The sequence below is a fragment of the Parafrankia irregularis genome (genome assembly GCF_001536285.1).
In the GTDB taxonomy this organism is placed as follows: Bacteria; Actinomycetota; Actinomycetes; order Frankiales; family Frankiaceae; genus Parafrankia; species Parafrankia irregularis.
The window spans coordinates 70,521-96,956 of the sequence record NZ_FAOZ01000004.1 but is presented as its reverse complement, the minus strand read 5'-3'; the positions used below and the strand labels follow the sequence as shown (position 1 = coordinate 96,956).

The following is a 26,436-nucleotide window of genomic DNA, read 5'->3' as shown; positions in this document are numbered from 1 at the left end:
CTGGCTCCCGCCACGGCGTGGCCGTGGCTACTGAGAGGCTATGTGGCATGGATGCGCAGGTATGCCCCTTCCACTCGGACGAGTTCGTCCGGCCCGCGCGGATGGATGACGGCTCGTGGATGTTCGTCTGCGAGGTGGGCGGCGGGCATCCCCAGCCGGGTCCGCACCGCTGGCTGGCCGCCGCCCCACAGGCCGCCGGGCAGCCCGGGTTGAGCGGGTTGGCGGACGAGTTCGGCCTGGATGTCGAGCTGCCCGCCGCGCTCACCGAGCACCGGGGCCAGTGGGTGGAGTACGGCCTGGTGGAGCGGGCGTACGCACGTCGCAGGCCGCAGGACTTCGCGCGCCTGGTGACGCACTACGGACATCGGGAACTGGCGCCCAGCCAGTACACGGTGTCGGCGTTCCTGGCGCACACGCTCGGGCGGCTGGCGAAAGGAGGCGTGGTGGCGCTGCGGTTCGGTCCGGCGACCGGGCGCTGGTCGTACAACTCGACGATCTCATGGTGGACGCTGCTCCCAGCCCCGGACTGGACCGAGCGGCTCTCCTGGGCCGACGCGGGCGTGGAGATCGACTACCTTCCGGCGCATCGCTGAGACGATCACCTCCTATCGAGATATCGAGGAGCATGCCCGTGACCCGGCCTGAGGAGACGACCAGCGAACGCGGACGCAGAGTCATCGAGACCCTGTGCGTGCACGGCGTACGGCTGGGTTTCGAGGTGGCCCGCGAATACCCGGTTCAAGGTGGCCGGCTCGACGTCGTCTGGCTGACACCCCAGGGCCTCGCGATACCGGGTTTCGAACGCCCGCTACCGGCGGTCGGTTTCGAGGTGGAGTCGAGCAGACGGACACGCAAGCACATCAAGGGCGACTACCTGAACCTCGCCGACCTGAGCGCCAGCCTCGGCGTCATCGTCCTTCTCGGAGACGGCGAGAAGGTGGAGGCCACCCGCCGGTTCACCCAGACCCTCGTCGACCGCCCCGGACCGCGGATCCTCGTCTGGTCCGAGCAGGACGTCGACCGGCTCGCCACACACGACCCCCAGACGCCGGTCCTGGCACCGCAGGACGCCAACCCGGCCGGCGGCTGACCCCAGGGTTGGGGCTGCGGTCCGCAGCCCCAACCCTGCCGAGTCCGGGAATCTAGACGCGTCCGGCTCCCGTGCCGCCCCGCCCCAGCCGGCGACGGAGGCGGCAACCGCCGGTCTGACAGCGTCGTCGGCGTGCTCGGCGACGCCCGGCCGTCTCCCCGCTCATCGGCGAACTCGCCTTTCCGGCAGTGGGCTGTTCAGGCGTGTTTCACGAGCACGGCCCGGGTGTAGAGCAGGTCGAATCCCTGGCGCTGCGCGTTCTGCTGGGATGTGGAGCCGGGCTGGGTGGTGACGACCGCGATGTCGCAGCCGGCGGTGACCGCGTCGGCGAGCCGGGCGGCCAGCAGCGCCGACTGCACACCGCGGCGCCGGTGCGCGGGCGCCGTCGCCGCGCCGGTGAGCTGCGCGACGCCGTCAGCCGTACGCATGCTGGCACCACCGGCGACAGATCCGTCGCACAAAGCGAGGTAGCGTCGGACACCGGATACCGCCATGTCGCGCACGGCGTCCGCAAGCACCTCGCGCGGGAAGTCCTCGTGCGAGGGCACCCCCTGCGTGTCGGGGTGGGCGAAGCCGTCGAAGACGACGTCGAGCCACAGCTCGAACTCGTCGTCGCCGCTCGGCCGGACCTCGACGCCTGGTGGCCTCGTCTGGTCCGGGCAGCCTTCCAGGACACGGCCGAGCACGTTCTCGAATGACACCAGCCGGTAACCGCGACCGGTCAGCAGCTCGCCGACCGCCGGGTCGGCGAGATGGGCCAGTTCGACCTGGACCGGGGAGCCACAGGCCGCGAACGCCCGCTCGACCTCGTCGAGGTCGGCTGCCTCGGGCGTTCCGGCGAAGCCGAGTCCGGCGATCTTGTTCAGCGGTGAGCCCTCGTCGGCGAAGCTCGCCACGCCGCCGGCAAGGGGCGTGGCGAACCCGGTGGCACCCGGTCGACGGCGGCGGGCTGCCTCGCTGCTTTCAGTGATGAGGTGGGCTTCGGCCCGCTCGATGCGCTCGGCGAGGGCGACGGCGCAGAACAGCGGCTGCCCGTCAGGACGGTGTGGCATGGGGACTCCCAGAGCTGAGGCCTGCGGTTCGCCGGCGGTTGGAGAAGCGAGCACGACCGGGTACGCCAGCGGCGGCATGACGCCCAGGCCGCGGGGAAACATGATCATGGCTCCTTTTCGTGACGTCCACGCGCACCGGAGTGGACCTCGACCATGGCCGGGGGTTCACCGGTGGTGCGACCGGTCAGGTCGTCGAGCGGATGTTGCCGGGCATACGCCGAGCCCCTGAGCAGGAGCATTGCCAGACCGACGAGGATGGCTGTGCCTCCTGCCCACTGCAGCGTCGTCGGGCGCTCTCCGAGGAAGGCGACGGACGTGGCCGTGCCGACCACCGGTGTCAGATTCAGCAGCTGACCGGCACGGGCGGCGGGCACCCGGCCGATGCCCCGGTTGAACGCGACCCCGGCCACTACGCCGCAGAGCGCGACGGCGGCACACGCGGCCCAGGCTGTGATGCCGGCAGTACCCAGCCGGCTGCCTCCCTCGGTCCAGGCGACGGCGGCAAACGGTGCCGCGCTCAACGTTCCGCCGGTCGTCTGCCAGGCGCTGGCGTTGACGCCGTCACCGACATCGCCGTAACGGCGGGTGGCGACGAGGAACACCGCCGCCGCGACGACCGCGCCGAGGACGAGGAGATTGCCGGCCGTCATGTTCCCGCCCGGTCGGTCGACGCCAGGCTCCAACGCCACGAGCGCGCCGCCCGCGAGGCCGACGACGAGCGCGACTACTCCCCGGCCGGGCAGTCGTTCCCTCAGGACGGTGACAGCCAGCAGCACCGACAGCAGGGGTTCGGCCGCCAGAAGCAGGCTGCCGTTCGAGGCGCTGGTGCGGGCCAGCCCCAGGTCGCCCAGCAGAAACGCCAGGCCAGGCACCAGCGCGCCGAGCAGCAGGTGCCGCCCCGCTCCGCGCCGGTGCAGCCGCCCGGTCGCCGCCGCCGTCCCGAGCAGTACCGCGGCGGCACCGCCGAGTTCGACCGCCAGCAGGTCGGCCGGGCGCACGGCCTGCAGGGCGGCCACCGAGACGGTGGTGCCCACCCCGTCGACGGCGGCGGCGACGATGATCGACAACTCGCCGGCTCGGGCCTGGATGCCGGTCGTGGTGCCGCCGTGCGGTGCCACCGAAGCCTCCCGTCCTGACACTGCCCCACCGGTGATGTAACCGCTGTAACGGTCACACTGGTTATCCAGATGGTCAACCGATTAATCTCGTACGGTGGTTAGGTGATGCAGGAGCCGGGGTGGCCAGGCCTTTCAGACGAAGAGCTCCTGGTGGCGGTGGCCAACACCGGGCACGGTGAGCACGACGAACTCGCCGATCCGCCCGCGATGCGGGCCTGGTGGGCGGCCCTGGACGCGCCGGCCGACCTGGGATCCGTGCGGCCCGACACCCCTGAGGACCTGACGACGCTTCGCGCTCTGCGCGCCGTGGTCCGCGGCCTCGCCCTGCGTAACAATGGCGTCGACATCCGGGTAGACCCTGCCGGGCTCGACCGGCTCACCCTGCGTCCGGATCTGCGAGGTAGCCCGTCCCTGCTTGCGGTCGGCCCCGACGGGCTCGTTCGCGACGTCTGCGCGGCCACCGTCACGGCCCTTCTGCGTGCCACGGCGCGACCCGGCTGGCCCCGGTTCAAGGCCTGCCGGGGGGCGGACTGCCGATGGGTCTTCGTTGACGGTTCCCGCAACACCTCGCGGCGCTGGTGCGACATGGCCGCGTGCGGGAACCGCGCCAAGAGCGCGTCGTTCCGCGTCCGCCACCGCGCCTCCGAGGCGGCTGGCTGAACCGCCCGACCAGGTCGAGCCGGGCGGTCCCCGTGGCGTTTGCGCCCTCTTCCGAGCGCGGCGCCCAGGTCAACCAGCCAGCATCTCCTCCAGCCGGACCGGGTCGGCCAGGTACACCGAACCGGCGCGGGCCGAGGCGTCGTCAGGCCACACGACGCTGTCACCGTCGGCGACGCCGTCGAGGATGCGCGCGGCGACGACCTCGGGCGCGGCCTTGTCGGCATCGACCCCGGCGAGCATGTCAGTGCCGATGCGCGTTCGTTGGGATCGCGCGGCGCTGGGATCACGGCCGCCAACCTGCTGACGGCACCGACTCCGCGGCTGACGCCGGGACGGTGGAGGACATCGCCGACCATTGCCGCCGGTTGACCGCTGGATTCCGGTGCTCGTCGCTGCGGCTGGACGCGGTTTAGAGATCGCAGGTCTCGATCCAGATCGCCCCCGCATGATCCCGAGACGTGCAGCCGAAAGCGCGGCCGAGGTGACATGACTGGCTCGCGTGACGGCGCGAGAGCAGTACACTTGGGTACTGAACCCTCTGCCCCAAGGGGACGTGTCATGACCTACCGCCTGGAGATCGTCAGCGAGGTCCGGGAATGGCTGCATGACCTCCGTCGAACAGACCGAGATACCGCGATCCTCGTCGGCCAGGCCGTGACCGCGCTTCTCGACGAAGGCCCCAGCCTGGGCCGACCGCTCGTTGACAGGATCAAGGGCTCGCGACTCCACAACCTCAAGGAACTCAGACCCGCCTCGAGCGGAACCAGCGAGGTTCGCATCCTGTTCGTCTTCGATCCCGAGCGCCGCGCGGTCCTGCTCGTCGCCGGGGACAAGGCCGGGCGGTGGTCGGCCTGGTACGACCGGGCGATCCCACTGGCCGAAGCCCGCTACGCCCTCTACCTCAAGGAGCGTGACCTATGAGCACCGCCCACGGGTACGACAGAGACGGGTTCCTCGCCGAGTTCTTTCCCGAGGAGCAGGACCGCCGCGAGGTCGAAGCAGGGGCCGGGCGGCTCGTGGCGGAGAACCGCGCACATCGGCTCGCCGAGATGCGTCGACGCCTGGGCCTCACCCAGGCAGAAGTCGCTGACCGCATGCATGTCCGGCAGGAGCGCGTCTCCGCCATCGAGCGGGCCAACGTCGACGCCAGCGAGCTACGCACCCTCGCCGCCTACGTCAAAGCACTCGGCGGGCAGCTGGAGATCATCGCGGACTTCGGAGGGGAACGGCTCGTCATCGGCTGAAGGACCTCAGCCTGCCCGACCGGCACCCCAAGAGGTTCCAGCACCTTCCCACCGAGACTCTCATCGCGTCGCCGTTCCGGTCGACGGGCGGTTTCTAGCAGGCAACGCAGCGAGAGCGTCCCGTCGGCACGATGGCGGGCCAACTGGAGCGCTGGTGTCGACGGGGTAACAAGCCCAAAGAGACCAGGACTGAGACCACAAAGCCCGCCAAGATCATTGGCGGGCTTTACTCTGCCTGGTACAGATGGTGGACAGGACCGGGCACAATCCGAACCACCACCCCGTGATCCCCGGCCCCGCGATCTCCATCCCCGATCGCATAAACAGACCGCCGACCAGCAGAAACACACGGCCGGGTGCCGGGCGCGGTCCGGCCCCGCACACCACTGTCCAAGTCGGGAACAGCGGTTACTCCTCGCCGAGAATCCGTAGACCGTGATGATCCCTGAAGTACATGTAGTCCTTCAGGTTCAAGGTGGCGAGCGGCAGATTGTGGGCAAGGCAGCAGGCAGCGATCCACATGTCGTTGACCGGCCGGGGCTGTCCGGCCCGGGTGGCAGCCGCGGAGAGTATGCCCCAAGTAGCGGCAACTGCTTCGTCGCCAGGCAGTACAGGGATTCCTGAAAGCCAGTCCGCGAGTTCCTGACGTCGGCGGCTACCCCAGTCTCGCAGGTCTGTCCACTTGGTGAGCTCACCAAAGGTCACGAACGTGATCAGTGGCCGGCGGCCGATCAGGCGGGTTGCCAAGGGTCCGCCGAGCCTGCGCTTGTGGCTCAGGGAGACGATGTCGGTGTCAAGGACGACAGGCTGCACGGCGACGACTCAGGCAACGTCGCGACGACGCTCGGCATAGGTGAACGCGAGGAACTCGTCGAGCTCCTCGTCAGAATCGAAGGTGTCGGCGGCCAAGTCGTCGAGGGACCGGATCGGTTGGGTGCCTCTCGCGGCCAAGAGCTCCTCGACGCTGACCGTGGGGCGCAGCGGCGGGTACAGCGGATGGCCGATCTCTGGAGCGCCCATAGACGAGTCCTCCTCGCTGGTGTCTCCGCCACGCTACGAACCGAGACCAGCATACGGCGCTACGCGCAGGTCGCGACCCGAACGACCCCCAGATGCCGGCGATACCCCGCGGAGGTCACAGCGGAGCGCGGCCGCATCGTCGACGAAGCGGTGGACAAGTGGCAGGCGTTTCTGCCGGTCGCTATCGGGTCTCACCATCCTGGTTCACTCCCGCCGATCGGGTCTGCCGCATCCGGGCGGTGCTCAGGTGAGGCTGTCCTGCCAGGCCGTGTGCAGCTCGGCGAACCGGCCCTGCTCATCGATGAGGTCGCCGGGCGTGCCGTCCTCGACGATGCGGCCGCCGGCCATCATCAGCACCCGGTCCGCGATGTGCAGCGTGGACAGGCGGTGCGCGATGACCAGGGCGGTGCGGCCGTGCAGCACGGTGTTCATCGCCTGCTGGACCAGCCGCTCGCCGGGGATGTCCAGCGACGGCGTGGCCTCGTCGAGGATCACCACGGCCGGGTCGGCCAGCAGCGCGCGGGCCAGCGCCACCAGCTGCCGCTGCCCGGCGGAGACACGGTGCCCACCGGCCTGGATGTCGGTGTCGTACCCGTCGGGCAGGGCGCTGATGAACTCGTGCGCCCCGATCACCTCGGCCACCCGTTGGATCTCCGCGCGGTCGGCGCCGGGGCGGCCCAGCGCGATGTTCCCGGCGATCGTGCCGGAGAAGATGAACACCTCCTGCGTCACCATCACCACAGCGCGGCGCAGGTCGGCGGTGGCGAGGTCGCGCAGGTCGACGCCGTCGAGCAGGACCCGCCCGTGGGTGGGGTCGTAGAACCGGGCCAGCAGCTTGGCCAGGGTGGTCTTGCCCGCGCCGGTGGCTCCGACAACGGCCACGGTCTGCCCGGGGGCCAGCGTGAGGTCGAACCGGGGCAGCAGCAGCCACCGCCGGCACCCTCAACCGGGGCCTGCGTGCTCTCCTCGCCCACCTGGTGATCTTCCACTGGAACAGGCTCGGCCTGCCCGCAGGCGCACAGGCGACCCTCACCCGCGCGGCGGCCCGCGCATGCTTCCCCGAGGACTAACCCATGAACAACCTGAAGCCCGCAACGATCCACCAGATTCACCGAATCTCGCGGACCGCTCTGAACGAGGCCGAGCAGCGTCGCCGGATCGTGAAGAACCCCGCGGCCATCGCTAGGCCGCCCCGGCTAGTCGAAGCGGAGATCGAGCCGTTCGCCTTCGACGCGACCGACTAAGGCAAATGGCGCAGCCTGCGCCGAGGCCGGCGCGGCTCTACGATGTCCGCCGAAGTCAGAGGCGAGCACGGCTACCCGGTAGCAGCCCGTGCACAGGGAGGTCCGAACCGGCATCGCCGATCTGGTCGGTGATCTGCTCCGGCACACGCGAAGCCCGGACGACGAGGGAGACGACGGCACGGCCGGCACTTGGCCCTGACCGTAGCAAGGTAGCAAAGAGCAACTGAACCCAGATTTGAGACCAATGAGGCCACCGGCGCTGCCGGCGGCCTCTGCCTTTGCCCGCACATGAAAGAAGAAGCCGCTCGCGCGAAGCGCAGCGGTCGGGGGGTTCGGGGGGCGAAGCCCCCTGAGGCGGGGGTTCCAGGGGGTAGCCCCCTGGGCCAGCATGGCGCGGGAGCCCGGGAAGGTGGTCAAAGACCACCGAACAGAGGAAGGCCGATCGCGTGGACAGAACCGGGCACAACCCGAACCGCCACCCCACCATCCCCGACCATGCGATCACGATCCCCGATGACACAAACAGGCCATCTACCAGTGGAAACGCGCGGCGAAGCCGTCGAACGTCCACGGCCGACGTGTCAACTACTGCTGCTGGATAACCCGTCGCGGCGGGGCGCTGAGCGCACGACGCGGTGGCACGGGCGTCCTACGCCTAGGCCAGTTCAGGCAGAAGCTCCGCCGTTGTCGTTGCCGCCGTCGCCGCCGTTGTCGCCGTTTTCGTCATGGAGCGACTCGACGATCTCTTCGAGGAGGAACTGGACCTTCACATCGATCGGGCGGGTTCGTCGTTGAGCTCCTGGAGCAGGCTCGTCATCGACTCACGACCGAGACCCGGGCTGGTCATGTCACTCATTCTTGCCTGTATATGACGGTGGGCAGGGGCGGGTCGAACCGCCGACCTTTTCTTTTCAAATGGCCGCTACTTCCGTCTTTTCCACCGTCGTCCCTGGGTCTGTGTCTCCCGGCCCGGTCATCCATGCCCGTTCACCAGCGTCCACGCCCATTGCCGTCAGATCCCCGAGCCGGGGAGCCGTCTTTGCAGGAGAGATCGCTTGCTCGACAAACCTGGTCCACGACAGCACTCAGAACTTGCACTCGATCCTCGAAGAGTTCAGCCATCGCCTACCTCGACGCCTCCTCGCAGTCCCCACTCATCAAGGCCGGAGTAGATCAATGCGATACGACCCTTGGGAAACTCGAGTGACATGGCCTCCCCTGTATAGAGCGCCACCAGCGAGTCGCTCCCCCTCCACCAGGTGTCCGCCAGGCCCATCACCTCGCGCACCGGCTCGTAGCCGTCCAGCTCGATGCCATTGACGTCATCGCCGACGAGCCTGGTGACCTGTTTTGCGCACATGGACACGTGATGCGCGAGTGCGAGCGATTCCACCCAGCCCTCGACGGTCGCATGGAGAGGCGCCCATCTGCCTGCTTGAATGCCAAACTCACCAGACGGACTAATCATGAACGAGTATGGGACTGCGGTCCGCTGCATCCCGGCTTCAAACCACCAACCCGCGGAATCCGATTCGGGCGAGTCCGGATCGAGGTACTTGGGGCCACCGTCGTACTGCAATGCGGGTGGCAGAACCAGACCGCCCCATCGCTTCTGATAGGCAGCCATCCGGTCGATCACTACTGCGGGAATGTCTCGCTCAAGCCACCACTGCCTGTTCCTCTCAACGGGCCGAACGTCGATCCTGATGCCATGCGTGGCTACAAACGTTCGAGCTCGCCGGGTCAGGCCGTCGGGTATGTCGTTGATGAGGTGGACATCCACCAAGGAGACGCTACCCGGTAGCCGTTGAGCGAGCTGCCGGGGCCAGTCCGCACCCTCGGCGGCGCTCGTGGCCCGATCGATAGCCCTCTGTTCCGAACAGCTGCTCTCCAGCATGTGCCCAACGAGGTTCGAACCGGCAGAGCGGACCTAGCCTAGTCGGCGGACTGCTCTCGCAGACGCCGAACGAGGCCAGCGAGGAGGACGACCCGCCGGCAGCCGCGCTGCCACCTAACGGGTGGCGAGGGGTGTCTGAGACCAAGACTGAGACCACAAAGCCCGCCAAGATCTTTGGCGGGCTTTACTCTGCCTGCTACTTATGGTGGACAGAACCGGGCACAACCCGAACCGCCACCCCACCATCCCCGGCCCCACGATCTCCATCCCCGACCGCACGAACAGGCCGCCTACCAGCGGAAACGCACGGCGACGCCGTCGTACGTCCACAGCCCACCCATCGGCTGCGGCTGCCGGATGACCGGTATGGCCGGGTCGCCGGGCGTGTCCCTGGCCCGCGGCCTGACGTACGGGCCCACGGCGCGCCGATGTCTGGGGCACCGGGTGGGCTGGATCTCGATCGCCGAGCCCCTCAGGATGTAGCCCGGTCAACCCGCGTGAAGCCCCATCAGGGAAGAACTCCGCATCCCGGAGGCTTCAGGGCTCGCCCGACAGAACTGTCGGTACTGGGGGATACGTTCCGCGTGTGACTACTCCTGTCTTCTACGCGCAGCCGCCGGGTGAAGGCGTCGTGCTGGGTGTCGAGCCTGCGCTCGCGAGCTGGGACAGGGCGAACTCCCCCGGCCAGGTGCGGTCAGCCGCCTTCATCGGCGACGTCCACGGAGCCGTCACCGATCCGATCCGTGCGACACCGGGTCCGCTGGCATTACGGCTCGACATCGGGTTGGCGGGCGATGCGCCGCTGCACACGGCGCATGATCTCGACAACTACCTGTTTCCGCTCGTGCCGAAACTGATCGCGCGAACGGGGCGGGATTTCGTCAGTGTGTGGGCGACCAAGCGTCATGCGGCGACCTCGTCGGTCGAGGTCACCACTGCGGTACCGGCCGAGGACCCGGGTGGGGTCTGCGTGTTCGAGGTGCGCACAACAGCATCGGCGAGCACGACCGCCTACAAGGAACAGATCCGTGACCAGGTCGCCGCGGCGGAGCCGTTGCCCGGTGGCGGTGTCGCGTTGCAACTGGCGTTCGTCGTCGGGCCTCGCCGGGCGTGGCCGAACCTGTGGAAGGCAACGATCGACGCGCTGGGCGCGGTCCTCGGCCGCGACGACGGCGCCCGTGAATGGAACGCCCGCGACGGCCGTGTCACCGATCTCGGACTGCACTGCGCCATCGACCCCGCGGCCGGCAACGGGATCACGATCGCGATTCGGGCATCCGCAGGCAGCGAGAACACAATCGGGTGACAGACGCCGGGTATTCGTGTTTCACAGATCCACCGGCCGTGCCCCTCCACGACCCGGTGGACCCCGCTCCCGCCACGGCGTGGCCGTGGCTGCTGAGAGGCTATGTGGCATGGATGCGCAGGTATGCCCCTTCCACTCGGACGAGTTCGTCCGGCCCGCGCGGATGGATGACGGCTCGTGGCTGTTCGTCTGCGAGGTGGGCGGGCATCCCCAGCCGGGTCCGCACCGCTGGCTGGCCGCCGCCCCACAGGCCCCCGGGCAGCCCGGGTTGAGCGGGTTGGCGGACGAGTTCGGCCTGGATGTCGAACTGCCCGCCGCGCTCACCGAGCACCGGGGCCAGTGGGTCGAGTACGGCCTGGTGGAACGGGCGTACGCACGTCGCAGGACCTCGCGCGCCTGTGACGCACTACGGACATCGGGAGCTGGCACCCAGCCAGTACACGGCGTCAGTGTTCCTGGCGCACACGCTCGGACGGCTGGCGAAGGGCTGCGCGGTCGAACCGATCACCGAGCCTGGCCGCCTCACCTACCTCAACATCCGTCGGCCCGACCTCGCAAACTGACCTGCCCGGTCGTACTTTCGGCTGGTATAGCCACACCTGGGTGTGGCCACTCCGAGCAGGTTACCAAGCCGGTCACGTACCCTGGAGCCAAAGTGCGGTGACCGCAAGCATCAGAGTGAACGCCCCGCCGAAGGCAGTTGCGCTCCGCTCCACAGCCGTCGCAACCGAGGCTCCGTCCCGGCGCACCAAAAGGGCAGCGATCATCGCGATCAAGATCGAAACAAGTACCTCGATAGCAAGGACGAGCGCTAGCAGCAAATGGGTGGTCATCGGACTCTCCGAGTTGCAGTGGGATGGTCCCGCTACAATCGCCGTGCGGATGTTCAACTTCGTATGTACAGACGAGTCTGAACGAACTCGGCGCGCCAACAGGAGGTAGTCCATGGGGGAGCCGTCGTCGGCCTTGAGGAGCCTCAAGTCAATTTTGCGCGGGGAGTTGCACAGGCGTCGGTGGACAATGGAGAACCTTGAGCGGCGCACTGGACTCAGTCATGTGACCGTTAGCAATGCACTCAACGAGAAATCCGCAAATATCCCCTCAGAGAGAACAATTAACCTTCTTGCGGATGCCCTAAAGCTCGACCGGGCAGAATTGCTGAAAATTCACCAGGAAGCTCTCAGACTTAATAAACAGAGCACTCGGGCATCGCCTGACGCGAACCCGAGCGGGAGCGGCGGCCACGGGAATAGAGGCGGCACCTCCGTCGATCGCGATGCTACTGTCAGATCGGTGGCTCGATCGGGCTACCGCGAGCAGGTAGCACGAATCGCTCCGCCGCGCCTGGTCGGTAGAGATGCGGAGCTGGAGGAGATACGGGAGTTCTGTATCCTGAAGGAATCGCCCGAGGTCTACATGTACTGGCGGGCGCCGGCCTGGTCGGGGAAGTCGGCGCTGCTGGCGTGGTTTGTACTGCACCCCCCGCCCGGGGTAAGGGTGGTTTCGTTCTTCGTAACAGCGCGGTTCGCGAGCCAGAACGACCGGGTCGCGTTCGCCGACGTTGTGATGGAACAACTGGCCAATCTACTGCTTGAACCGATACCGAAATACCTTTCCGAAGCGACTCGCGATGCGCATCTCTTTAGAATGCTTGCCGAGGCCGCCGAGATATGTCAACAGCGCGGCGAGCGGCTAGTGCTGGTAGTCGACGGCCTAGACGAGGACCGTGGCGCGACCGGTCCACAGGGGCACAGCATCGCCGCGCTCCTGCCTGCTCGCCCGCCCGCCGGAATGCGCCTCGTGGTATCCGGTCGCCCCAATCCGCCGATCCCTTCCGATGTGCCGGATGAGCACCCACTACGCGACCCTCACGTTCAGCGCCCGCTGGCTGTTGCGGGCGCGGCGCAGGTGGTCCGCGCTGATATGGAGCGCGAGCTCGACCGCCTGCTAGAGGGCAGCCCGTACGAACAGGATCTACTCGGCTTGCTTACTGCTGCCCTCGGAGGCCTAAGCGCGGAAGATCTGGCGGAATTGTCGGGGCGGACAGCCCGACAGGTCATTAGACACCTGGGCACCGTTGCGGGACGTAGCTTCACCACCCGCGCTGGTCGCTGGGCCAACGTAAGCTCGAACGTCTACATTCTCGGTCATGAAGAACTGCAGGACACTGCGATCGAGGAGTTCGGCGACAGGCGGCTTGAGGGTTACCGGCAGCGCCTACACGCATGGGCCGATAGCTACGGCCAGCGGGGCTGGCCTCCCGAGACACCCGAATACCTGCAACACGGCTATTTCAGGATGCTGACCGCTACGCGTGATGTCCCTCGAATCGTGGCCTGCGGAACATCTCGCGCCCGCCACGACAGAATGCGCGATATCACCGGTGGCGACACCGCCGCCCTGACAGAAATCACGGCAGCGCAGGACGCACTCTTTGACCTGCCTGACCCGGACCTGAAAGATTTGGGGCGGCTGGCGGTACACCGCTATTCTCTCGTCGACAATAATTCCCATATTCCGCCACAGCTGCCAGCCGTATTGACCATGCTCGGTCAACCCACCCGGGCCGAAGCACTCGCCCGGACGAACCCGAAGCGGATAGAGGCACTAGCAGGCTTACTTGGAGCGCTGACCAGCACTGGAGACTACGAGCGCGCCGAGACTCTCGCTGATTCCCTTACCTGGGATCCCACCTCGTTGGCGAGGGCAGACGTGGTCGAGGCTCTAGCTAAGGCCGGCGACTACGACAGGGCCGAGAGCATCGCCGGAAAGATAGCGAAGCCATTCGAGAAAGCGAAGGCACTGGCAGGCGTCGCTCGCGCGCTCGCACAAACCGGACAGCAGCAGCGGGCATCATCGGTAGCAAACCTGGCCGAAGAGGCGACTCATTCGATCCCCGAGCCGTTCGAAAAGATCCAGGAAATTATAGAAGTCGCTCGCGTGCTGGCTCGAAATGGCGAGCACGAGCGGGCATCGTCTCTGGTTGAAATAGCCAGAAAGATCGGCGGGCTCGGAGATCCTCTCTTGATCACTTGGGCCAGGGTCAAGATAATAGGAGCAATTGCCCATCTCGGGGACTATGACAGGGCCGAAAACATCGCCCGTTCGATCTCCGATGACGAAGATATGCGGTCGCGGGCTCTAGGTGAGGTCGCAGAAGGAGTCGCCCAAGCCGGCGACTACGACCGAGCCACAGCGATCGCCCGCTCTGTCATCTACAAGGATCTTTGTGCGCAGGCGCTCGGTGATGTTGCAATGGCGGCCGCCCACGCCGGCGAGTTCGCCACGGCGCAGGCGACCGCCGATACCATCACTCATCCGGCCGTGAGGGCACAAGCACTTGTCGAGATCGCTCGGATGCTAATCCACAATGACCAGGTCGCCGAAGCGTCGTCACTCGCCAGGCTGGCTGAGGAGGTCGCCCGGTCGGCACCGGACTACGACGTGCAAGCGAGGACACTAGCCGCCGTCGCCAGAGCGGCGGCCCAAACAGGTGACCACAGTACAGCCAGGGCCCTTGCCGATCTGGCCGAGCCCATAGCTCGTCAGATCGGCGGTACGACATCGCGGGCACGTGCGCTGTTCATGGTGACAACGGTTCTAGCCGACATCGGTGAGTACGACAAGGCCGAGACGATCGCCCATTCGATTCCCTATTCGGAAGTTACGGACGACTACCCGAAGGAATGGGCACTGACCGCTGTCGCCGTGGCGCTGACCCAGGCCGGTGACTACGACCGAGCCGAAGCTATCGTCCGTTCGATCACCTTCCCGCTGGTAGCGTCCCGGATGCTGGCCAAGTTGGCTGGGGCGCTGGCCCGAGCAGGGGAGCACAAGCGGGCCGCAGCCTTGGCCGATGAGGCCGAGGAGCACGCGCGCTCAATTCCCAACCGAACGCTACGGATGGAAGCTCTGGCCGAAATGGCGGAAACGCTTGCGCAATCAGGCGAATATGAGCGGGCTGCGTCTCTGGCCGGCCAGGCCGCGATAACCGCCCGTTCGATCACTCACTCGGGCCGCCCGGAGTCTCTGGCCCAGATCGCGGCGGCCAAAGCACTCGCCCGAACCGGCGGTTACAGCCAGGCCGAGGCCATTGCTCGCTCAATCATCGAGCCATTCGACATCCGGGTACGGGCGCTGGCCGCTGTCGCTGGAGCGCTCGCTCAGGCCGGCGACCAGGTCCGAGCATCTTTGCTGGTTAGCATTGCCGGCGCTGACGTACGTTCGATTATCGACCCAGACGAGCGGGAGCGGTTCCTACACCCTGTCGCCGCAGCACTTGCGCGGACCGGTGAATATGGGCAGGCCGAGGCCATGGCCCGTACGATCACCTGGAGTAGTAGGCGCGTACGGGCACTAATCGACGTCGCAGACCAGGCAGATCCGGCGGTTGCGCGAAAAATCCTCGTGACCCTGCTGCGTGACGACGACTGGTCCGAGTCACTGACGACACTCGTACGTGTCGATCCCGGTGCGGTGTCCGCGATCGCCGAGGAGTTCACAGCTCTCCTCGTCTAGCCAGAGCCCTACCCGTGCGCCTTGGGTTGGTACATGTGCGACACTGCAAACCTGTGATGCCCAGCCAGTGGTACGCGATCCCGACCCCTGCCGGTGACTGACTCCATGGTTATGGCTCCGACCCAGGTCCCAACCACCCGATTTCGCCGACCCACAATTCTATTCGACTAGGCAGTATGGGTATGGCGAACCGCATTCAAATCCGCGGACATCACAGAGGAATTTCTTCCGGTCTCCACGCACGGACAGTGTTACAGATTGGAAGCCGACTTCTTGGGGCGCGCGTCAATGAAGCGCGGCGTCACGGTGCATCCAGATTTTGCCTCGTAGGCTTTACAGACTTCACGGACTAACGCCTTTCGACCGTCCGAAAGGTCACTGTCAGTAAAACCGACGCAGACATAGTAGGCGCATGAGATATGTTCACTCTTCAAGTATTCGGGAAGCTGCGCCTCTGCGCCTTGACGGAACTTTCTGTTCGACATGAGTTTGACTTCAATCAATGCGCGACGCCGCCATCCTGCAGAGAACTTGAAGTCGACGGGCCCGCGGCCCATGTTCGCCTCGCGACTGATGTCGACGTTGGCGCGCTCGCAGAGCAAGGCCCACATCTGGCCGGCGACGGCCTGGACGATCTTCTCCTTGCGTGGTTTCGTGAAATCGTCGTTCCACAGGACCCGCCACAGGTCGCTGTGTTCCACAGCATGAGTAAAACGGTCCACCAAAGTTCCAAGCCAGGCATGGAAATCTGATTGGTCGGGTTGGTCAACGGGATCGACGGTCTCGATGTGCCTACCATGACGGGCAGCCTCATACCAGCGCACAAAGAGTTCGGGGTCCTTGCTCACATCGTACGGTGTCAGGTCTGCCTGCGCTGCGACATCGTCCACGTAGTCGAAGGCAATGTCCGGCCGTCGTTTGGCGATGTCTCGGCCTCGTTCCGCGCGCTCGGCCTCCTTGAGCGCGGTCGCGAGATCATAGTTGAGGTCGTCGCGTAGTGCCGCGTTACGGTTCGCCTCAGCCCATCGATAGAAGCCACTGGCGGTGATCCGCGGCGGGATGTCTTGCAAGAACCGGTCCGGGGTGAGTAGGACCGCTTCACCGGTAACGGGGCTGCGCGGCAGTTGGAGTCGCGCGTCGGACCACCGAGCTGCCTCGGAGTTCCACGACGCATGCCGCACACTGATCGTTTCGGTAGCTATCCCGTGGCGTTCGCAAACCTCTTGCGTGAATGATATGAAGCGGGATTTGAGAATGTTACAGAAGATGTCGCTAATACGGTCGACACCCAAGCCGGGTACGAACAGGGAAAACATCTCTACATACGCGACGCGTCGTTCGACAGCACGGCTAATTGTTTCCAGGGCATCGGCCATCTGCTCGGCGAAGTGCTCGTCGGTACCGGAGCCGTTCGGTGACCCCATGGACAGACCAAGCGCGAACTCCTTCGGCTCCGGGAAGGTCAGCAGGCGCAGCGCCTTGTCCCAGTACCTCCCGCGGCGTCCGTCGTCGAGGTGGACCAGGTCGCGACAGGTGGCGAAGAATCGGACGACGGCTTCATGGGCGTCGACGAACATCGGCGAGGTGTCCTCGAAGACGAGGAAGGGGTCGACGTATAGGGGTGTGTCCTCCGTGAGGACCGGGTCGAACCAGTCGTCGGCGCCGCCGACACTGATGCCGGTGAGTTCGGTGAATCGCACATTCTCCTACTGACTGTCGGTCAGACGAGACGGAGACGCGGCCGGCTGCCCGCGTCGGGTTGGCCCAGCAGCAGGCGCAGGCGGGGCAGCGGCCAGGCGAGTTCCGCGGCAAGAGCGGCAAGGGTGAGCCCATGTTCTTCCGCAAGGGCAAAAGCCCGGCTAAGGAGCACGGGAATCTCGCCAGGGTAGCCGTCAACAGCCTCGTGCTGGAAGAGGCCAAGGTTCCGAAGCTGGCTGAGCCGCTGGTAAGCGCGGCGGTACGCCGCGTCTGAGACCGCGCCGACCTCGCGGCAGCGGTAGATGAGCGAGCCGACGGACACCCCCCACTGCCTGCTGAGCCTGTCGAGAGCGTGCAGGTCGACCCGGCCTGGCAGAAGCGATGTGATCTCACTGCTCGGGGTGAGGAACTCAGCAGCGAACGCGTCCGCCTCTTTCTCTTGGACCGCGTCACCGGGTGCAGTGTCGGGGTGGAGCAGGAGATGACCGAGTTCGTGGGCCGCGGTAAACCGGTGTCGGTAGACGTCGTCGGCCCGGTCGGGGGTAAGCACGACGACGGGTCGGGGCAGGTGCGAGGTGGAGAAGGCATCCACGGTCGCGGTGGCCATACCGGCGAACGGAACAAGAGTGACGATCAACCCGTGGTGCTCCATCGACCGCACGAGGTGAGGGATCGGTCCGGTGCCCAGGTTCCACGCCTGCCGAAGGGCTCGCGCGGCCGTGACCGGGTCGGCGCTGGTGGCGTCGGTGACAACCTCGCCAGCTGAGAAGCCGGGAAGATCGATAGGGGGAAGCTGCACACGTTTCTCCAACGCATAGGTCAGCTCCCACAACTGTTCGGTGAACGCGATCGCCTTCTGGCGCTCGCCGACCGGGGTTCGCCGCAGGCTCCGGAAGTGCGCCGCCGAGCTCTCCAGCCGTGCGTAGGGCCGACCGGCTGCCAGGAATGCGGGCGGCACCCCCAGCAGGTCCGAGAGCTTGGCTACATGGTCAGGGCGGGGTGCGTGGGTGCCCGCCTCCCACTGGCCGACGGCGACTGGCGAGACCAGAAGCTGGTCGGCGACTGCCCGTTTCGTCAGCCCAGCCAGGCGACGGGCCTGGGTGAGTCGGGCTGGATCGAACCCCACCGCGATCGCCGCCAGGGCGGAGGTACCGATGGCAGGGCGCGGAGAGTGCAGGTCCGGCAAGCACAGCTGCTGCGGATCGTCCACGACCGTCGCTCTCTAGTTCTTCTCATCGCTACCGGTGAGCCGCCGCGGCGGCTCCGGCTCGCTGGTTGGGGGTTCAGCAAGCGGCGAGCGTGGAGCCAGATTGAACCTGTCCTTCAGCGGAGCGTCATCGAACCGGCCCGCGTGGCTGAAACCGTCGACAGGCTGCACCGGACTCGGCTCGACCGCACCGCCGGCGCTGCCGTGACCCCAACGCCGCAGCGGCTCCCAGCTGTGCCAGATCACCTCGCCTGTTTTGTCGTCGACCAGTTCCAGGTCTCCCCATCCCAGGTCGAAGACGCCTAGCGACGGATTACTGGCATAGCCGATGGTGACGACCTGGCCGAAGGCCGCCAATTGGTCGAGCACCGCCTGCTCATCGGCGAACTCGGCAGCAAGATCTTCCGGATCGAGGTTGATGTGGTCGATCGTGAGCTGCGGAGTGACCGTTCGCGCTGTTAGCGTCAACAGATTCTTTCGCAGGTCTGACACAGTGCGGAACTTGGCCTGTGTACGCGGTGTCGCCCGGTCCGTGGCGTACCGCCAGGGATACAGAACCACCGCTGCAGTATCAAGGACGACCAGCTCGAAACGGCTGCGCACGCCAAGGGGTTTGCGAAGACGAACCCCGTCGAGCCCATCTGTCTGATCGGCCAGCTGCTGGTGCTGCTGGGCGTGCAACGTCGCGCCGTAGGCATCGTTCGTCGCGAGCGCACCGCTCACATGCGCGGCCAGTGCCAGCTCGTGCGCGCGGTGGATCGCCTCGGGCACCGCCCGGCATAGCTCACCAGCCACCGCCCCGAACCGCGCCACAGCCCATCCCGACGGCTGCGAGTCTTCCACGCGACCACCTTGCCCACTTCACTGGATCATCGACAGTGCGATCCTACACTTTACTTTCCTACATCATCTACCCAGTCTGTTTCGGCTAGCAGATCCGGATACCCGGCTGTCGACTCGCGCTGACACCGACATGGGGCTCGCCCCTCGGTTCGGCCTGCCACGCAGCTCATCCGGCGGCGAGCAGGTTGACCTGGATCAGGAGCCCGGTGGGGACCGGTCGAGGTCGAGTGGGTGGGTATGGATGCGCGAGACGGCCATATCGCCTTTGGCCGGGGCTGCTGGTAGCGGCCCCACCTTGAGCCTTTGCCACTGGCGAATGCGGACCGCGTCGGCGTCAGCCCATCAGCGCCACCGAACTCGTGAGGGATCCAGACCATAAGGACCACCGTGCCAGCCGGCAGGCGACGATTAAGATCGTCATCGGAGTCGGAGTCGGAGTCGGACGCGGGCGGGTGGACCAGGCAGAACTCGGCGGCGGCGATGGACACGGTGTCGGCCGAAATCGTCCACCTCGCTCAGCACCAGAAGTATCGATGCCCTTTGAGTCCTCCCGGGGAGAGCGGAGCCGACCCAAGTAGGGTGCTGGTGCACGTATCGCAACGTATGCGGGGCGCCGCTTTGCATCCCGCGGGGGTCAGGGGGAGTCACACGGTGTCCACAGCCACGACGGTGCATGACGTAATCAGGGCGATCCGTGACGGCTCCACTTCGAATCGGGATCGCGGCACCCGGTTCGAAGAGCTGATGCGCCAGTACCTGAGTACCGACCCACAGTGGACGGAGCAGTTCACCCAGGTGTGGATGTGGGTGGACTGGCCGGGCGCGGAGGTGGACAAGCGGGACGCGGGCATCGACCTGGTGGCCCAGGATCGTGAGACCGGCGGGTTCTGCGCCATCCAGTGCAAGTTCTACGAGCCTCAGCACACGGTCCGCAAAGAGGACATCGACTCGTTCTTCACCGCTTCGGGAAAGGGTGTCTTCACCCGCCGGATGATCATTTCGACGACCGAGAAGTGGTCCGTCCACGCCGAGGCGGCGCTGGACGACCAGCAGGTACCGGTCACCCGGCTTGGGCTGTCCGACATCGCGGGCAGCCCGGTCCAGTGGCAGCTGCCCTCCCCGGGCACCCCGATCGAGATTGGGCTGCGGGCGAAGAAGGCCCCGCGTCCTCATCAGCGGGCGGCGATCGACGACGTCTTCGCTGGGTTCGCCGGCCACGACCGCGGCAAGCTGATCATGGCCTGCGGGACAGGGAAGACCTTCACCGGCCTGAAGCTCGCCGAACGGCTGCGCCGGGAGCGCGCCGAGACCGGGCAGGGCGAGCACACCACCGTCCTGTTCCTCGTCCCCTCCATCGCGCTGCTGTCCCAGGCGCTACGGGAGTGGTCGTACGAGGCGGAAGTGCCGCTGCGGGCGTTTGCGGTGTGCTCAGACATCAAGGTCGGCAAGCAGCGGGGCGCCGGGGACGACGGGGACATGGCCACCCACGACCTGGCTCTCCCCGCTACCACGGACCCGGACCGGCTGATCGCGCAGATCGCCGCGGCCGAGAAGGTCGCTGGGCTGACGGCGGTGTTCTCGACCTACCAGTCCATCGCCACGATCTCCCAGGCGCAGTCCCGGGGAATGGGCCGGTTCGACCTGGTGCTGTGCGACGAGGCGCACCGAACCACCGGGGTGACTCTCTCCGGCCACAACGAGTCCGCGTTCGTGCGCGTCCACGACGACAGCTATCTGGCCGCCGACCGCAGGCTGTACATGACGGCCACTCCGCGGCTCTATAGCGAGGACACCAAGGCCGACGCCCGGCAGGCGAGCGCGGTGCTGGCGTCGATGGACGACGAGGCTATCTTCGGCCCGGAGTTCCACCGGCTCGGCTTCGGCCACGCCGTGGAGCAGGGCCTGCTCACCGACTACAAGGTCCTCATCCTCACCATCGATGAGGGTGTGGTCGCCAAGACCCTGCAGGAGGGGCTGGCCGCCGGCGAGTCGGAACTGACCCTCGACGACGCCGCGAAGATCATCGGATGTTGGAACGCGCTGGCCAAACGAGCCGGCACCTTCGCCGACGGCTCGGGATTCGCCGACGGCGAGCCGCCGATGAAGCGAGCGGTGGCCTTCGCCCGGTCGATCGCGGACTCCAAGACCATCGCGACCCGGTTCAACGAGGTCATCGACGCCTACGACGACGCGGACGACGAGGTCCTGCGCTGCACCGTCGACCATGTCGACGGCACGTTCAACGCTCTGGAGCGCAACCGGCTGCTGGACTGGCTGCGGACCGACCCCGGCCCAGGTCAGGCCCGAATCCTGTCCAACGCCCGCTGTCTGTCCGAGGGGGTGGACGTTCCGGGCCTGGACGCGGTGCTGTTCCTGCACCCCCGCAACTCCGTGGTGGACGTCGTGCAGTCGGTGGGGCGGGTGATGCGCCTGGCCCCGGAGAAGAACTACGGCTACATCATCCTGCCGGTCGCGGTCCCCGCGGGCATGGAGCCAGCGAAGGCACTCGCGGACAACCAGCGGTTCAAGACGGTCTGGCAGGTCCTCCAGGCGCTGAGGGCGCACGACGATCGTTTCAACGCCACGGTCAACCAGATCGAGCTGAACACCCGCCGACCCGACAACAAGATCGGCATCGGGAGCATCGGCCCCGCGGACGAGACGACCGGCGAACAGGACGGCTCCAGCACCCCCGACAGCGCGCGGGCCGCGAAGGAGAAGGAGGCGCAGACCGCCGCGCACGTCCAGGACGCACTGTTCTCGATCGCGAACTGGCGGGACGCGATCTACGCCCGGATCGTGGACAAGGTCGGCGAACGTCACTACTTGGAAGACTGGGCCCGCGACATTGCCGGAATCGCCGACCGGCACATCACCCGGATCAAAGCCGGGCTGAAAATCCCCGCCAAGCGGGCGGTGTTCACCGAGTTCCTCGGCGAACTGCGGGCCACCATCAACCCGGGTGTCTCCGAAGCCGACGCGATCGGGATGATCGCTCAGCACATCGTCACCCGACCGGTGTTCGACGCACTGTTCTCCGGCTACGCCTTCACCGCGCACAACCCGGTCTCCCGGGCCATGCAGCGAGTCCTCGACGTCCTCGACGACCAGGGCCTCGACGCCGAGACGAAGACACTCGAAGGCTTCTACCAGTCGATACGGGTCCGCGTGGAGGGTATCGACAACTCCGAGGGCCGCCAGCGGGTCATCGTCGAGCTGTACGACAAGTTCTTCAAGACCGCCCTACCGAAGACCGCGGATGCCCTCGGGATCGTCTACACCCCGGTCGAGGTCGTCGACTTCATCATCCGCGCCACCGAGCAGGCCCTGAACCTGCACCTCGGTAGCTCGCTGTCCGACGAGGGCGTGCAGATCATTGACCCGTTCGTGGGCACCGGCACCTTCCCGGTACGGCTGTTGCAGTCCGGGGTGATCCGTCCGAACGACCTGGCGCGGAAGTACACCAGCGAGCTGCACGCCAACGAGATCGTTTTACTGGCCTACTACATCGCCGCCGTCAACATCGAGGCGGCCTTCCACGACCTCGCCGGCGGCGACTATCGGCCGTTCGAGGGCATCGTGCTCACCGACACCTTCCAACTCGCTGAGGGCACCGCGAAGCTCGACGGGATGGACGTCCTCGAAGGCAACAGCGAACGGGCAAAACGGCAGAAGCAGCAGGACATCACCGTCGTCCTCGGTAACCCGCCTTACTCGGTCGGACAGGACAGCCAGAACGACAACAACCAGAACCTGAAATACCCCGCGCTCGACGAACGCATCCAGCAGACCTACGTCGCACGCTCGACCGCCACAAACAAGAACTCGCTGTACGACTCCTACATCCGTGCAATCCGCTGGGCGTCCGACCGGATCAAGGACGAGGGAGTCGTGGCCTTCGTCTCCAACGGCGGCTACATCGACGGCAACACCGCAGACGGCCTGCGCAAGTCCCTCGTCGACGAGTTCGACGTGATCTACTGCTACAACCTGCGCGGCAACCAGCGCACCGCTGGCGAACAGTCCCGCCAGGAGGGCGGGAAGATCTTCGGTTCGGGCAGCCGGAACACCGTCGCCATCCTCATCCTCATCAAGGGCGCCAAAGCGGTGGACGCGGCGGCGGGCTGCGCGTTGCACTACCGGGACATCGGCGACTACCTCGACCGCGAGGAGAAGCTGCGCATCCTGGGCTCGCAGGCCCTCGACACGGTTCCGTGGCAAGAGCTCACCCCGAACACGGACGGGGACTGGATCAACCAGCGTGACGAGCGGTTCGCAACCTTTCAAGCGATAGGGGAAAAGGAGAAGACGGCCCGCGTCAAGACCGTTTTCGATCTGTACTCGTCTGGCCTCAAGACCGGGCGGGATGTCTGGGCATACAACTTCTCCGAGCAAAAACTCGAAGAGAACATGCGATCGATGGTCGACTTCCATAATGCTCAAGTCGCAGATTTTGCAAAATACTGCAAGCTGCAGGGCATCCTCGATCCAACGGCAGACGATGCGGGAAGGTACATCGACCCCGATCCCGAGAAGATCAGCTGGAATCGCGCCGACAAGTACAGCGTCGCCCGAGGCGCTCAATACTCCTTCGACCGCGAACGCATTTTCGCATCCGCATATCGCCCATTCACTAAGCAGCGCGTCGCCTTCGATGCACGGCTGAATGACATGGTCTATCGGATTGGTCGCATCTTCCCGGCATCTGAAAATAAGAACTTCGGCTTCTACATCACCGGCGTTGGATCGGACAAGCCCTTCTCTGTACATGCCGTCGACGGCATTCCCGATCTTGCGTATTGGGGTTCGAGTAACGGCCAGTTCTTCCCTCGTTACACCTACCGAGCACTCGGCGCGGGCGACGACATGTTCGCCGATGCCGAGGGCGAGAGCTACGAGCAGGTCGACAACATTACCGATGTTGCACTGGGTGACTACCGTGAGACCTACACCGACCCGACGGTCACCAAGGACGACATCTTTTACTACACGTACGGGCTCCTGCACTCCCCGGAGTACCGGGAGCGGTTCGCCGCGGACCTGAAAAAGGCGCTTCCGCGTATCCCCCGGGTACGGGACTTCCGCGGCTTCGCCGAGGCCGGGCGCACACTGGCTGATCTGCACATCGGCTACGAGCAGGCGGAGAAGCACACCGGCATCGTCGAGACCGTTACAGGAGACGCCAACGACGTCACGCCGCGCGAGCTGTACCGGGTCGCCAAGATGAAGATCCCCAAGGTGAAGGGTGAGCCGGACCGCTCGACGATCATCTACAACACCCGGGTCACGCTGACCAACATCCCGGCCGAGGCGTACCGCTACCAGCTCGGTGCTCGCTCCGCGATCGAGTGGATCATCGACCGCTACCAGGTCAAGGTCGACAAGGCCTCCGGCATCACCAACGACCCCAACGACTGGTCCGAGGACCCGCGCTACATCATCGACCTGCTCAAGCGGATCGTCACAGTCAGTCTGGAGACGACGAAGATCGTGGACACCCTTCCGCCGCTCGACATCCTGGATTGACATCCTGGAGCTCGCGGGATTGAACGCCTATTCGCCTGTACTCCGCACGCCTGCTCTGGGCGAGGCGGAACGGTCCATAGCAGTTCGACCGGCGCTGTCGGTCATCACCACGGCGACGGCGTTTGGAGATCGTCGGGTCTCATCGGGCCGAGGGTGCGCCGATCAAGGAGATCTCCCAGCGGCTGGGTAGCTCCGAACCGTAGTCAGGCCTTGACAAAAAGTGTCCGCATGGTTAAGTGTGCCGGAGTGGCCCACTTCGGCACACTCCTGAGTTCGGAGGCCTTGATGCGGCTAAGTTTCGTGGGTATCGATCCGGGGTCGCCTGACAACGGTTGCCCGGCGGTCTTCGTCGATGAGGACACCGGCGACCTGTGGTTCCAGGGCGAGTCGGTCACGGATCGGGAGGCGCTCGCGGAGGTCGCACGGCACAGCCCGATCGGGTCGACCGAGGCCGTGGTCCGGCTCCCGGCGGTCATGAAGGCGTTCATCGTGGAGGCGGCGAGTGGGACCTACGAGCGAGGCAAGCAGGGTCCTGGGCCGCATCCCGGGCGTAGCTGAGGAGCCCGACCCGCCGTTCGACACGCTGCTTCGCGCGTGCGGGTCGTCCGCCGTGCATTTGGAGCTGCGGGATTCCTATGACGGCGGGGACCCGTGGTTTCGGGCGTGGCTCGCCGGCGACGAGGAGGAGTTTCGGCGGCGGCTCGCGCCGCGGCCATGGCTGGATCTGATCGCCGAGGTGACCGGTCGCGGGGTCGACGTTCGCCGGGTCCGGGTGGTGTCGGAGCCGGTGAGCGACTACATCAGGTTCGAGCATGCGACGACGGCGTCGAACGTCGCCGCGGGTGAGCAGATCCGCTGGCTGCCCCGGCATCTGGCGACCGGCCTGCTAATCCCGGCGAACGACTTCTGGGTGTTCGACGGCCAGCGGGCGCAGTTCAACTACTTCTCCGGTGGTGGGGAGTTCCTCCAGACCCGGCTTTCGCCGGACCCGGAGATCGCCGCTCAGTGTGCGGCGGCGTTCGAGGCGGTGTGGGAGCGGGCCGTGCCGCACGAGGACTACGAGCTGGTCTGACGACGGTCTTCGCGTCGTCGCGGCAGTCTTGCTCCTGTGCAGCCGTCGTCGTCTTCCAGTGCCCAGCAGGCCCGTCAGCTTCTCGCGGGCCGGCTTCGTGACCTGCGCCGCGATGCTGGTCTGACCGCGATCGAGCTGGCTGCCCGTGCTGGGTGGGAGCGTACGAAGGTCTCGAAGATCGAGCATGCCACCCGGCCCCCATCGGCGGCGGACGTCCGCGCGTGGTGCGAGATCTGCGGCGCCGAAAGCGAGACCGCGGATCTGCTCGCGTCCCTGCACTCGGCGGAGGGGATGTGGGTCGAATGGCGCCGGATGGAGCGTTCCGGGCTGCGGCACGCACAGGAGGCGCGGCTGCCGCTGTATGAGCGGACCCGCCAGTTCCGCGGCTACAGCTGCTGGGTTGTGCCCGGCCTGATCCAGACCGAGGACTACACCCGCGCTGTGCTGCGTGCCTACCAGCAGCGCCGTGGAGTCCATGACGATGTGGAAGCTGCGGTCGCGGCTCGGATGAAGCGTCAGCGTGTCCTGCGTCGTCACCAGCGGACCGCCGCGTTCCTCGTCGAGGAGTCCGTGCTGCGTAATGGTTTCGGCGGGTCGGCAGTCATGCGGGGCCAGTGCGCGCATTTGGCCGAGGTCACGACGTGGCCGGCGGTGTCCCTCGGGGTCATCCCGGTCTCTGCCGATCGTGGCATGGCCAGCCCTGTCGAGGATTTCTGGATCTTCGACAACGACCAGGTGAACGTCGAGCTCGTCTCGGGATATCTGACGGTGACCCAGCCCACCGAGATCGCCCTCTACGCGCAGATGTTCGCCCGTCTGAGCGAGATCGCCATCTTCGGCGGCCGGGCCCGTGATCTCATCGCCGCCGCGCATCAGTGACCGTGGTCCTGCTTGCCACACTCGGGCACACTCCTGGCCGTCGTGATCCCGCCGGTCCTACG

The 26,436-nt window shown here is 66.3% G+C and carries 24 protein-coding genes; 13 read left to right on the top strand and 11 right to left on the bottom strand.

The window, feature by feature from the left end; all coding sequences use genetic code 11:
• Positions 1 to 47 precede the first annotated feature (47 nt).
• Both AWX74_RS07480 and AWX74_RS07475 read left to right on the top strand, forming a co-directional pair.
• Positions 48 to 593 carry a hypothetical protein gene (locus AWX74_RS07480; RefSeq protein WP_091273116.1) on the top strand — a complete coding sequence of 182 codons (546 nt, stop codon included), beginning with the start codon at positions 48 to 50 and terminating at the stop codon, positions 591 to 593.
• Between the two features lie 38 nt (positions 594 to 631).
• A complete protein-coding gene (locus tag AWX74_RS07475; RefSeq protein ID WP_131799422.1) occupies positions 632 to 1,090 on the top strand; it encodes a hypothetical protein in 459 nt (152 codons plus the stop codon).
• Positions 1,091 to 1,287: 197 nt separating this feature from the next.
• On the opposite strand, the gene AWX74_RS07470 is transcribed toward AWX74_RS07475, so the two are convergent.
• Both AWX74_RS07470 and AWX74_RS07465 read right to left on the bottom strand, forming a co-directional pair.
• Positions 1,288 to 2,142: a GNAT family N-acetyltransferase gene (locus tag AWX74_RS07470; RefSeq protein WP_165615536.1), complete on the bottom strand. Its 855-nt coding sequence runs from the start codon at positions 2,140 to 2,142 to the stop codon at positions 1,288 to 1,290.
• A gap of 104 nt (positions 2,143 to 2,246) precedes the next feature.
• Entirely contained in the window at positions 2,247 to 3,260 is a 1,014-nt protein-coding gene (locus AWX74_RS07465) for a DMT family transporter (RefSeq protein ID WP_091273109.1), read from the bottom strand.
• Positions 3,261 to 3,410: 150 nt separating this feature from the next.
• Between AWX74_RS07465 and AWX74_RS07460 the strand changes: the two genes are divergently transcribed.
• Complete coding sequence (locus AWX74_RS07460; RefSeq protein WP_242666124.1) at positions 3,411 to 3,920, top strand: CGNR zinc finger domain-containing protein; 510 nt, start codon at positions 3,411 to 3,413, stop codon at positions 3,918 to 3,920.
• A gap of 69 nt (positions 3,921 to 3,989) precedes the next feature.
• Here AWX74_RS07460 and AWX74_RS07455 read toward each other — a convergent pair whose 3' ends face one another.
• A complete protein-coding gene (locus AWX74_RS07455) occupies positions 3,990 to 4,160 on the bottom strand; it encodes a Rossmann-fold NAD(P)-binding domain-containing protein (protein WP_226931147.1) in 171 nt (56 codons plus the stop codon).
• Positions 4,161 to 4,478: 318 nt separating this feature from the next.
• Here AWX74_RS07455 and AWX74_RS07450 point away from each other — a divergent pair, with 318 nt between their 5' ends.
• A complete protein-coding gene (locus AWX74_RS07450) occupies positions 4,479 to 4,841 on the top strand; it encodes a type II toxin-antitoxin system RelE/ParE family toxin (RefSeq protein WP_006538957.1) in 363 nt (120 codons plus the stop codon).
• Positions 4,838 to 5,164, top strand: a complete 327-nt coding sequence (locus AWX74_RS07445) for a helix-turn-helix domain-containing protein (RefSeq protein WP_091273106.1) — start codon at positions 4,838 to 4,840, stop codon at positions 5,162 to 5,164. The genes AWX74_RS07450 and AWX74_RS07445 overlap by 4 nt, the downstream gene beginning before the upstream one ends.
• A 408-nt stretch (positions 5,165 to 5,572) precedes the next feature.
• On the opposite strand, the gene AWX74_RS07440 is transcribed toward AWX74_RS07445, so the two are convergent.
• From AWX74_RS07440 to AWX74_RS07430, 3 genes are all read right to left on the bottom strand, one after another.
• Positions 5,573 to 5,977: a type II toxin-antitoxin system VapC family toxin gene (locus tag AWX74_RS07440; protein WP_091273104.1), complete on the bottom strand. Its 405-nt coding sequence runs from the start codon at positions 5,975 to 5,977 to the stop codon at positions 5,573 to 5,575.
• 9 nt (positions 5,978 to 5,986) lie between these two features.
• Complete coding sequence (locus AWX74_RS07435) at positions 5,987 to 6,184, bottom strand: hypothetical protein (RefSeq protein ID WP_054570701.1); 198 nt, start codon at positions 6,182 to 6,184, stop codon at positions 5,987 to 5,989.
• A gap of 243 nt (positions 6,185 to 6,427) precedes the next feature.
• Entirely contained in the window at positions 6,428 to 7,066 is a 639-nt protein-coding gene (locus tag AWX74_RS07430; protein WP_242666123.1) for an ATP-binding cassette domain-containing protein, read from the bottom strand.
• Between the two features lie 191 nt (positions 7,067 to 7,257).
• Between AWX74_RS07430 and AWX74_RS38855 the strand changes: the two genes are divergently transcribed.
• Positions 7,258 to 7,428, top strand: a complete 171-nt coding sequence (locus tag AWX74_RS38855) for a hypothetical protein (protein ID WP_193209783.1) — start codon at positions 7,258 to 7,260, stop codon at positions 7,426 to 7,428.
• A gap of 1,114 nt (positions 7,429 to 8,542) precedes the next feature.
• On the opposite strand, the gene AWX74_RS07425 is transcribed toward AWX74_RS38855, so the two are convergent.
• On the bottom strand, positions 8,543 to 9,055 hold the full coding sequence (locus AWX74_RS07425) for a hypothetical protein (protein ID WP_207550270.1): 513 nt from the start codon (positions 9,053 to 9,055) through the stop codon (positions 8,543 to 8,545).
• Between the two features lie 856 nt (positions 9,056 to 9,911).
• Here AWX74_RS07425 and AWX74_RS07420 point away from each other — a divergent pair.
• Together AWX74_RS07420 and AWX74_RS39865 are read left to right on the top strand one after the other, a co-directional pair.
• Positions 9,912 to 10,631 carry a hypothetical protein gene (locus AWX74_RS07420; protein ID WP_165615510.1) on the top strand — a complete coding sequence of 240 codons (720 nt, stop codon included), beginning with the start codon at positions 9,912 to 9,914 and terminating at the stop codon, positions 10,629 to 10,631.
• Positions 10,632 to 11,029: 398 nt separating this feature from the next.
• Positions 11,030 to 11,194, top strand: coding sequence for a hypothetical protein (locus tag AWX74_RS39865; protein WP_165615509.1), 165 nt, complete (start codon positions 11,030 to 11,032; stop codon positions 11,192 to 11,194).
• A 72-nt stretch (positions 11,195 to 11,266) separates the two neighbouring features.
• On the opposite strand, the gene AWX74_RS07410 is transcribed toward AWX74_RS39865, so the two are convergent.
• Positions 11,267 to 11,464, bottom strand: a complete 198-nt coding sequence (locus AWX74_RS07410; RefSeq protein ID WP_091273097.1) for a hypothetical protein — start codon at positions 11,462 to 11,464, stop codon at positions 11,267 to 11,269.
• 112 nt (positions 11,465 to 11,576) lie between these two features.
• On the opposite strand from AWX74_RS07410, the gene AWX74_RS39430 reads away from it, so the two are divergent.
• Positions 11,577 to 15,149 (top strand): helix-turn-helix domain-containing protein, encoded by a 3,573-nt coding sequence (locus AWX74_RS39430; RefSeq protein ID WP_131799421.1) that lies wholly within the window; start codon positions 11,577 to 11,579, stop codon positions 15,147 to 15,149.
• Between the two features lie 251 nt (positions 15,150 to 15,400).
• On the opposite strand, the gene AWX74_RS07400 is transcribed toward AWX74_RS39430, so the two are convergent.
• The 3 genes from AWX74_RS07400 to AWX74_RS07390 are packed head-to-tail and all read right to left on the bottom strand — an operon-like array spanning position 15,401 to position 18,897.
• On the bottom strand, positions 15,401 to 16,849 hold the full coding sequence (locus AWX74_RS07400; RefSeq protein ID WP_091273093.1) for a hypothetical protein: 1,449 nt from the start codon (positions 16,847 to 16,849) through the stop codon (positions 15,401 to 15,403).
• 20 nt (positions 16,850 to 16,869) lie between these two features.
• A complete protein-coding gene (locus AWX74_RS07395) occupies positions 16,870 to 18,057 on the bottom strand; it encodes a helix-turn-helix domain-containing protein (RefSeq protein WP_193209784.1) in 1,188 nt (395 codons plus the stop codon).
• A gap of 12 nt (positions 18,058 to 18,069) precedes the next feature.
• Entirely contained in the window at positions 18,070 to 18,897 is an 828-nt protein-coding gene (locus AWX74_RS07390; protein WP_131799420.1) for a hypothetical protein, read from the bottom strand.
• A gap of 651 nt (positions 18,898 to 19,548) precedes the next feature.
• On the opposite strand from AWX74_RS07390, the gene AWX74_RS07385 reads away from it, so the two are divergent.
• The 4 genes from AWX74_RS07385 to AWX74_RS07370 all read left to right on the top strand — a co-directional run bounded on the left by AWX74_RS07385 (position 19,549) and on the right by AWX74_RS07370 (position 26,374).
• Positions 19,549 to 24,423 (top strand): DEAD/DEAH box helicase, encoded by a 4,875-nt coding sequence (locus tag AWX74_RS07385; protein WP_242666122.1) that lies wholly within the window; start codon positions 19,549 to 19,551, stop codon positions 24,421 to 24,423.
• A 285-nt stretch (positions 24,424 to 24,708) separates the two neighbouring features.
• The gene (locus AWX74_RS07380; protein WP_091273688.1) at positions 24,709 to 24,981 is read left to right on the top strand and encodes a hypothetical protein; all 273 of its coding nucleotides are present in this window, start codon (positions 24,709 to 24,711) and stop codon (positions 24,979 to 24,981) included.
• On the top strand, positions 24,926 to 25,495 hold the full coding sequence (locus AWX74_RS07375; protein ID WP_242666121.1) for a DUF6879 family protein: 570 nt from the start codon (positions 24,926 to 24,928) through the stop codon (positions 25,493 to 25,495). Before AWX74_RS07380 ends, AWX74_RS07375 begins: the two co-directional genes overlap by 56 nt.
• Positions 25,496 to 25,531: 36 nt before the next feature.
• Positions 25,532 to 26,374: a helix-turn-helix domain-containing protein gene (locus tag AWX74_RS07370; RefSeq protein WP_091273085.1), complete on the top strand. Its 843-nt coding sequence runs from the start codon at positions 25,532 to 25,534 to the stop codon at positions 26,372 to 26,374.
• Positions 26,375 to 26,436: the final 62 nt, after the last annotated feature.

Coding starts and splice junctions, on each gene's coding strand:
- AWX74_RS07480 (WP_091273116.1), top strand. CDS start 48: ATGGATGCGCAGGTATGCCCCTTCCACTCGGACGAGTTCGTCCGGCCC.
- AWX74_RS07470 (WP_165615536.1), bottom strand. CDS start 2,142: ATGCCACACCGTCCTGACGGGCAGCCGCTGTTCTGCGCCGTCGCCCTC.
- AWX74_RS07455 (WP_226931147.1), bottom strand. CDS start 4,160: ATGCTCGCCGGGGTCGATGCCGACAAGGCCGCGCCCGAGGTCGTCGCC.
- AWX74_RS07450 (WP_006538957.1), top strand. CDS start 4,479: ATGACCTACCGCCTGGAGATCGTCAGCGAGGTCCGGGAATGGCTGCAT.
- AWX74_RS07445 (WP_091273106.1), top strand. CDS start 4,838: ATGAGCACCGCCCACGGGTACGACAGAGACGGGTTCCTCGCCGAGTTC.
- AWX74_RS07435 (WP_054570701.1), bottom strand. CDS start 6,184: ATGGGCGCTCCAGAGATCGGCCATCCGCTGTACCCGCCGCTGCGCCCC.
- AWX74_RS38855 (WP_193209783.1), top strand. CDS start 7,258: ATGAACAACCTGAAGCCCGCAACGATCCACCAGATTCACCGAATCTCG.
- AWX74_RS07425 (WP_207550270.1), bottom strand. CDS start 9,055: ATGGCTGCCTATCAGAAGCGATGGGGCGGTCTGGTTCTGCCACCCGCA.
- AWX74_RS07410 (WP_091273097.1), bottom strand. CDS start 11,464: ATGACCACCCATTTGCTGCTAGCGCTCGTCCTTGCTATCGAGGTACTT.
- AWX74_RS39430 (WP_131799421.1), top strand. CDS start 11,577: ATGGGGGAGCCGTCGTCGGCCTTGAGGAGCCTCAAGTCAATTTTGCGC.
- AWX74_RS07380 (WP_091273688.1), top strand. CDS start 24,709: ATGCGGCTAAGTTTCGTGGGTATCGATCCGGGGTCGCCTGACAACGGT.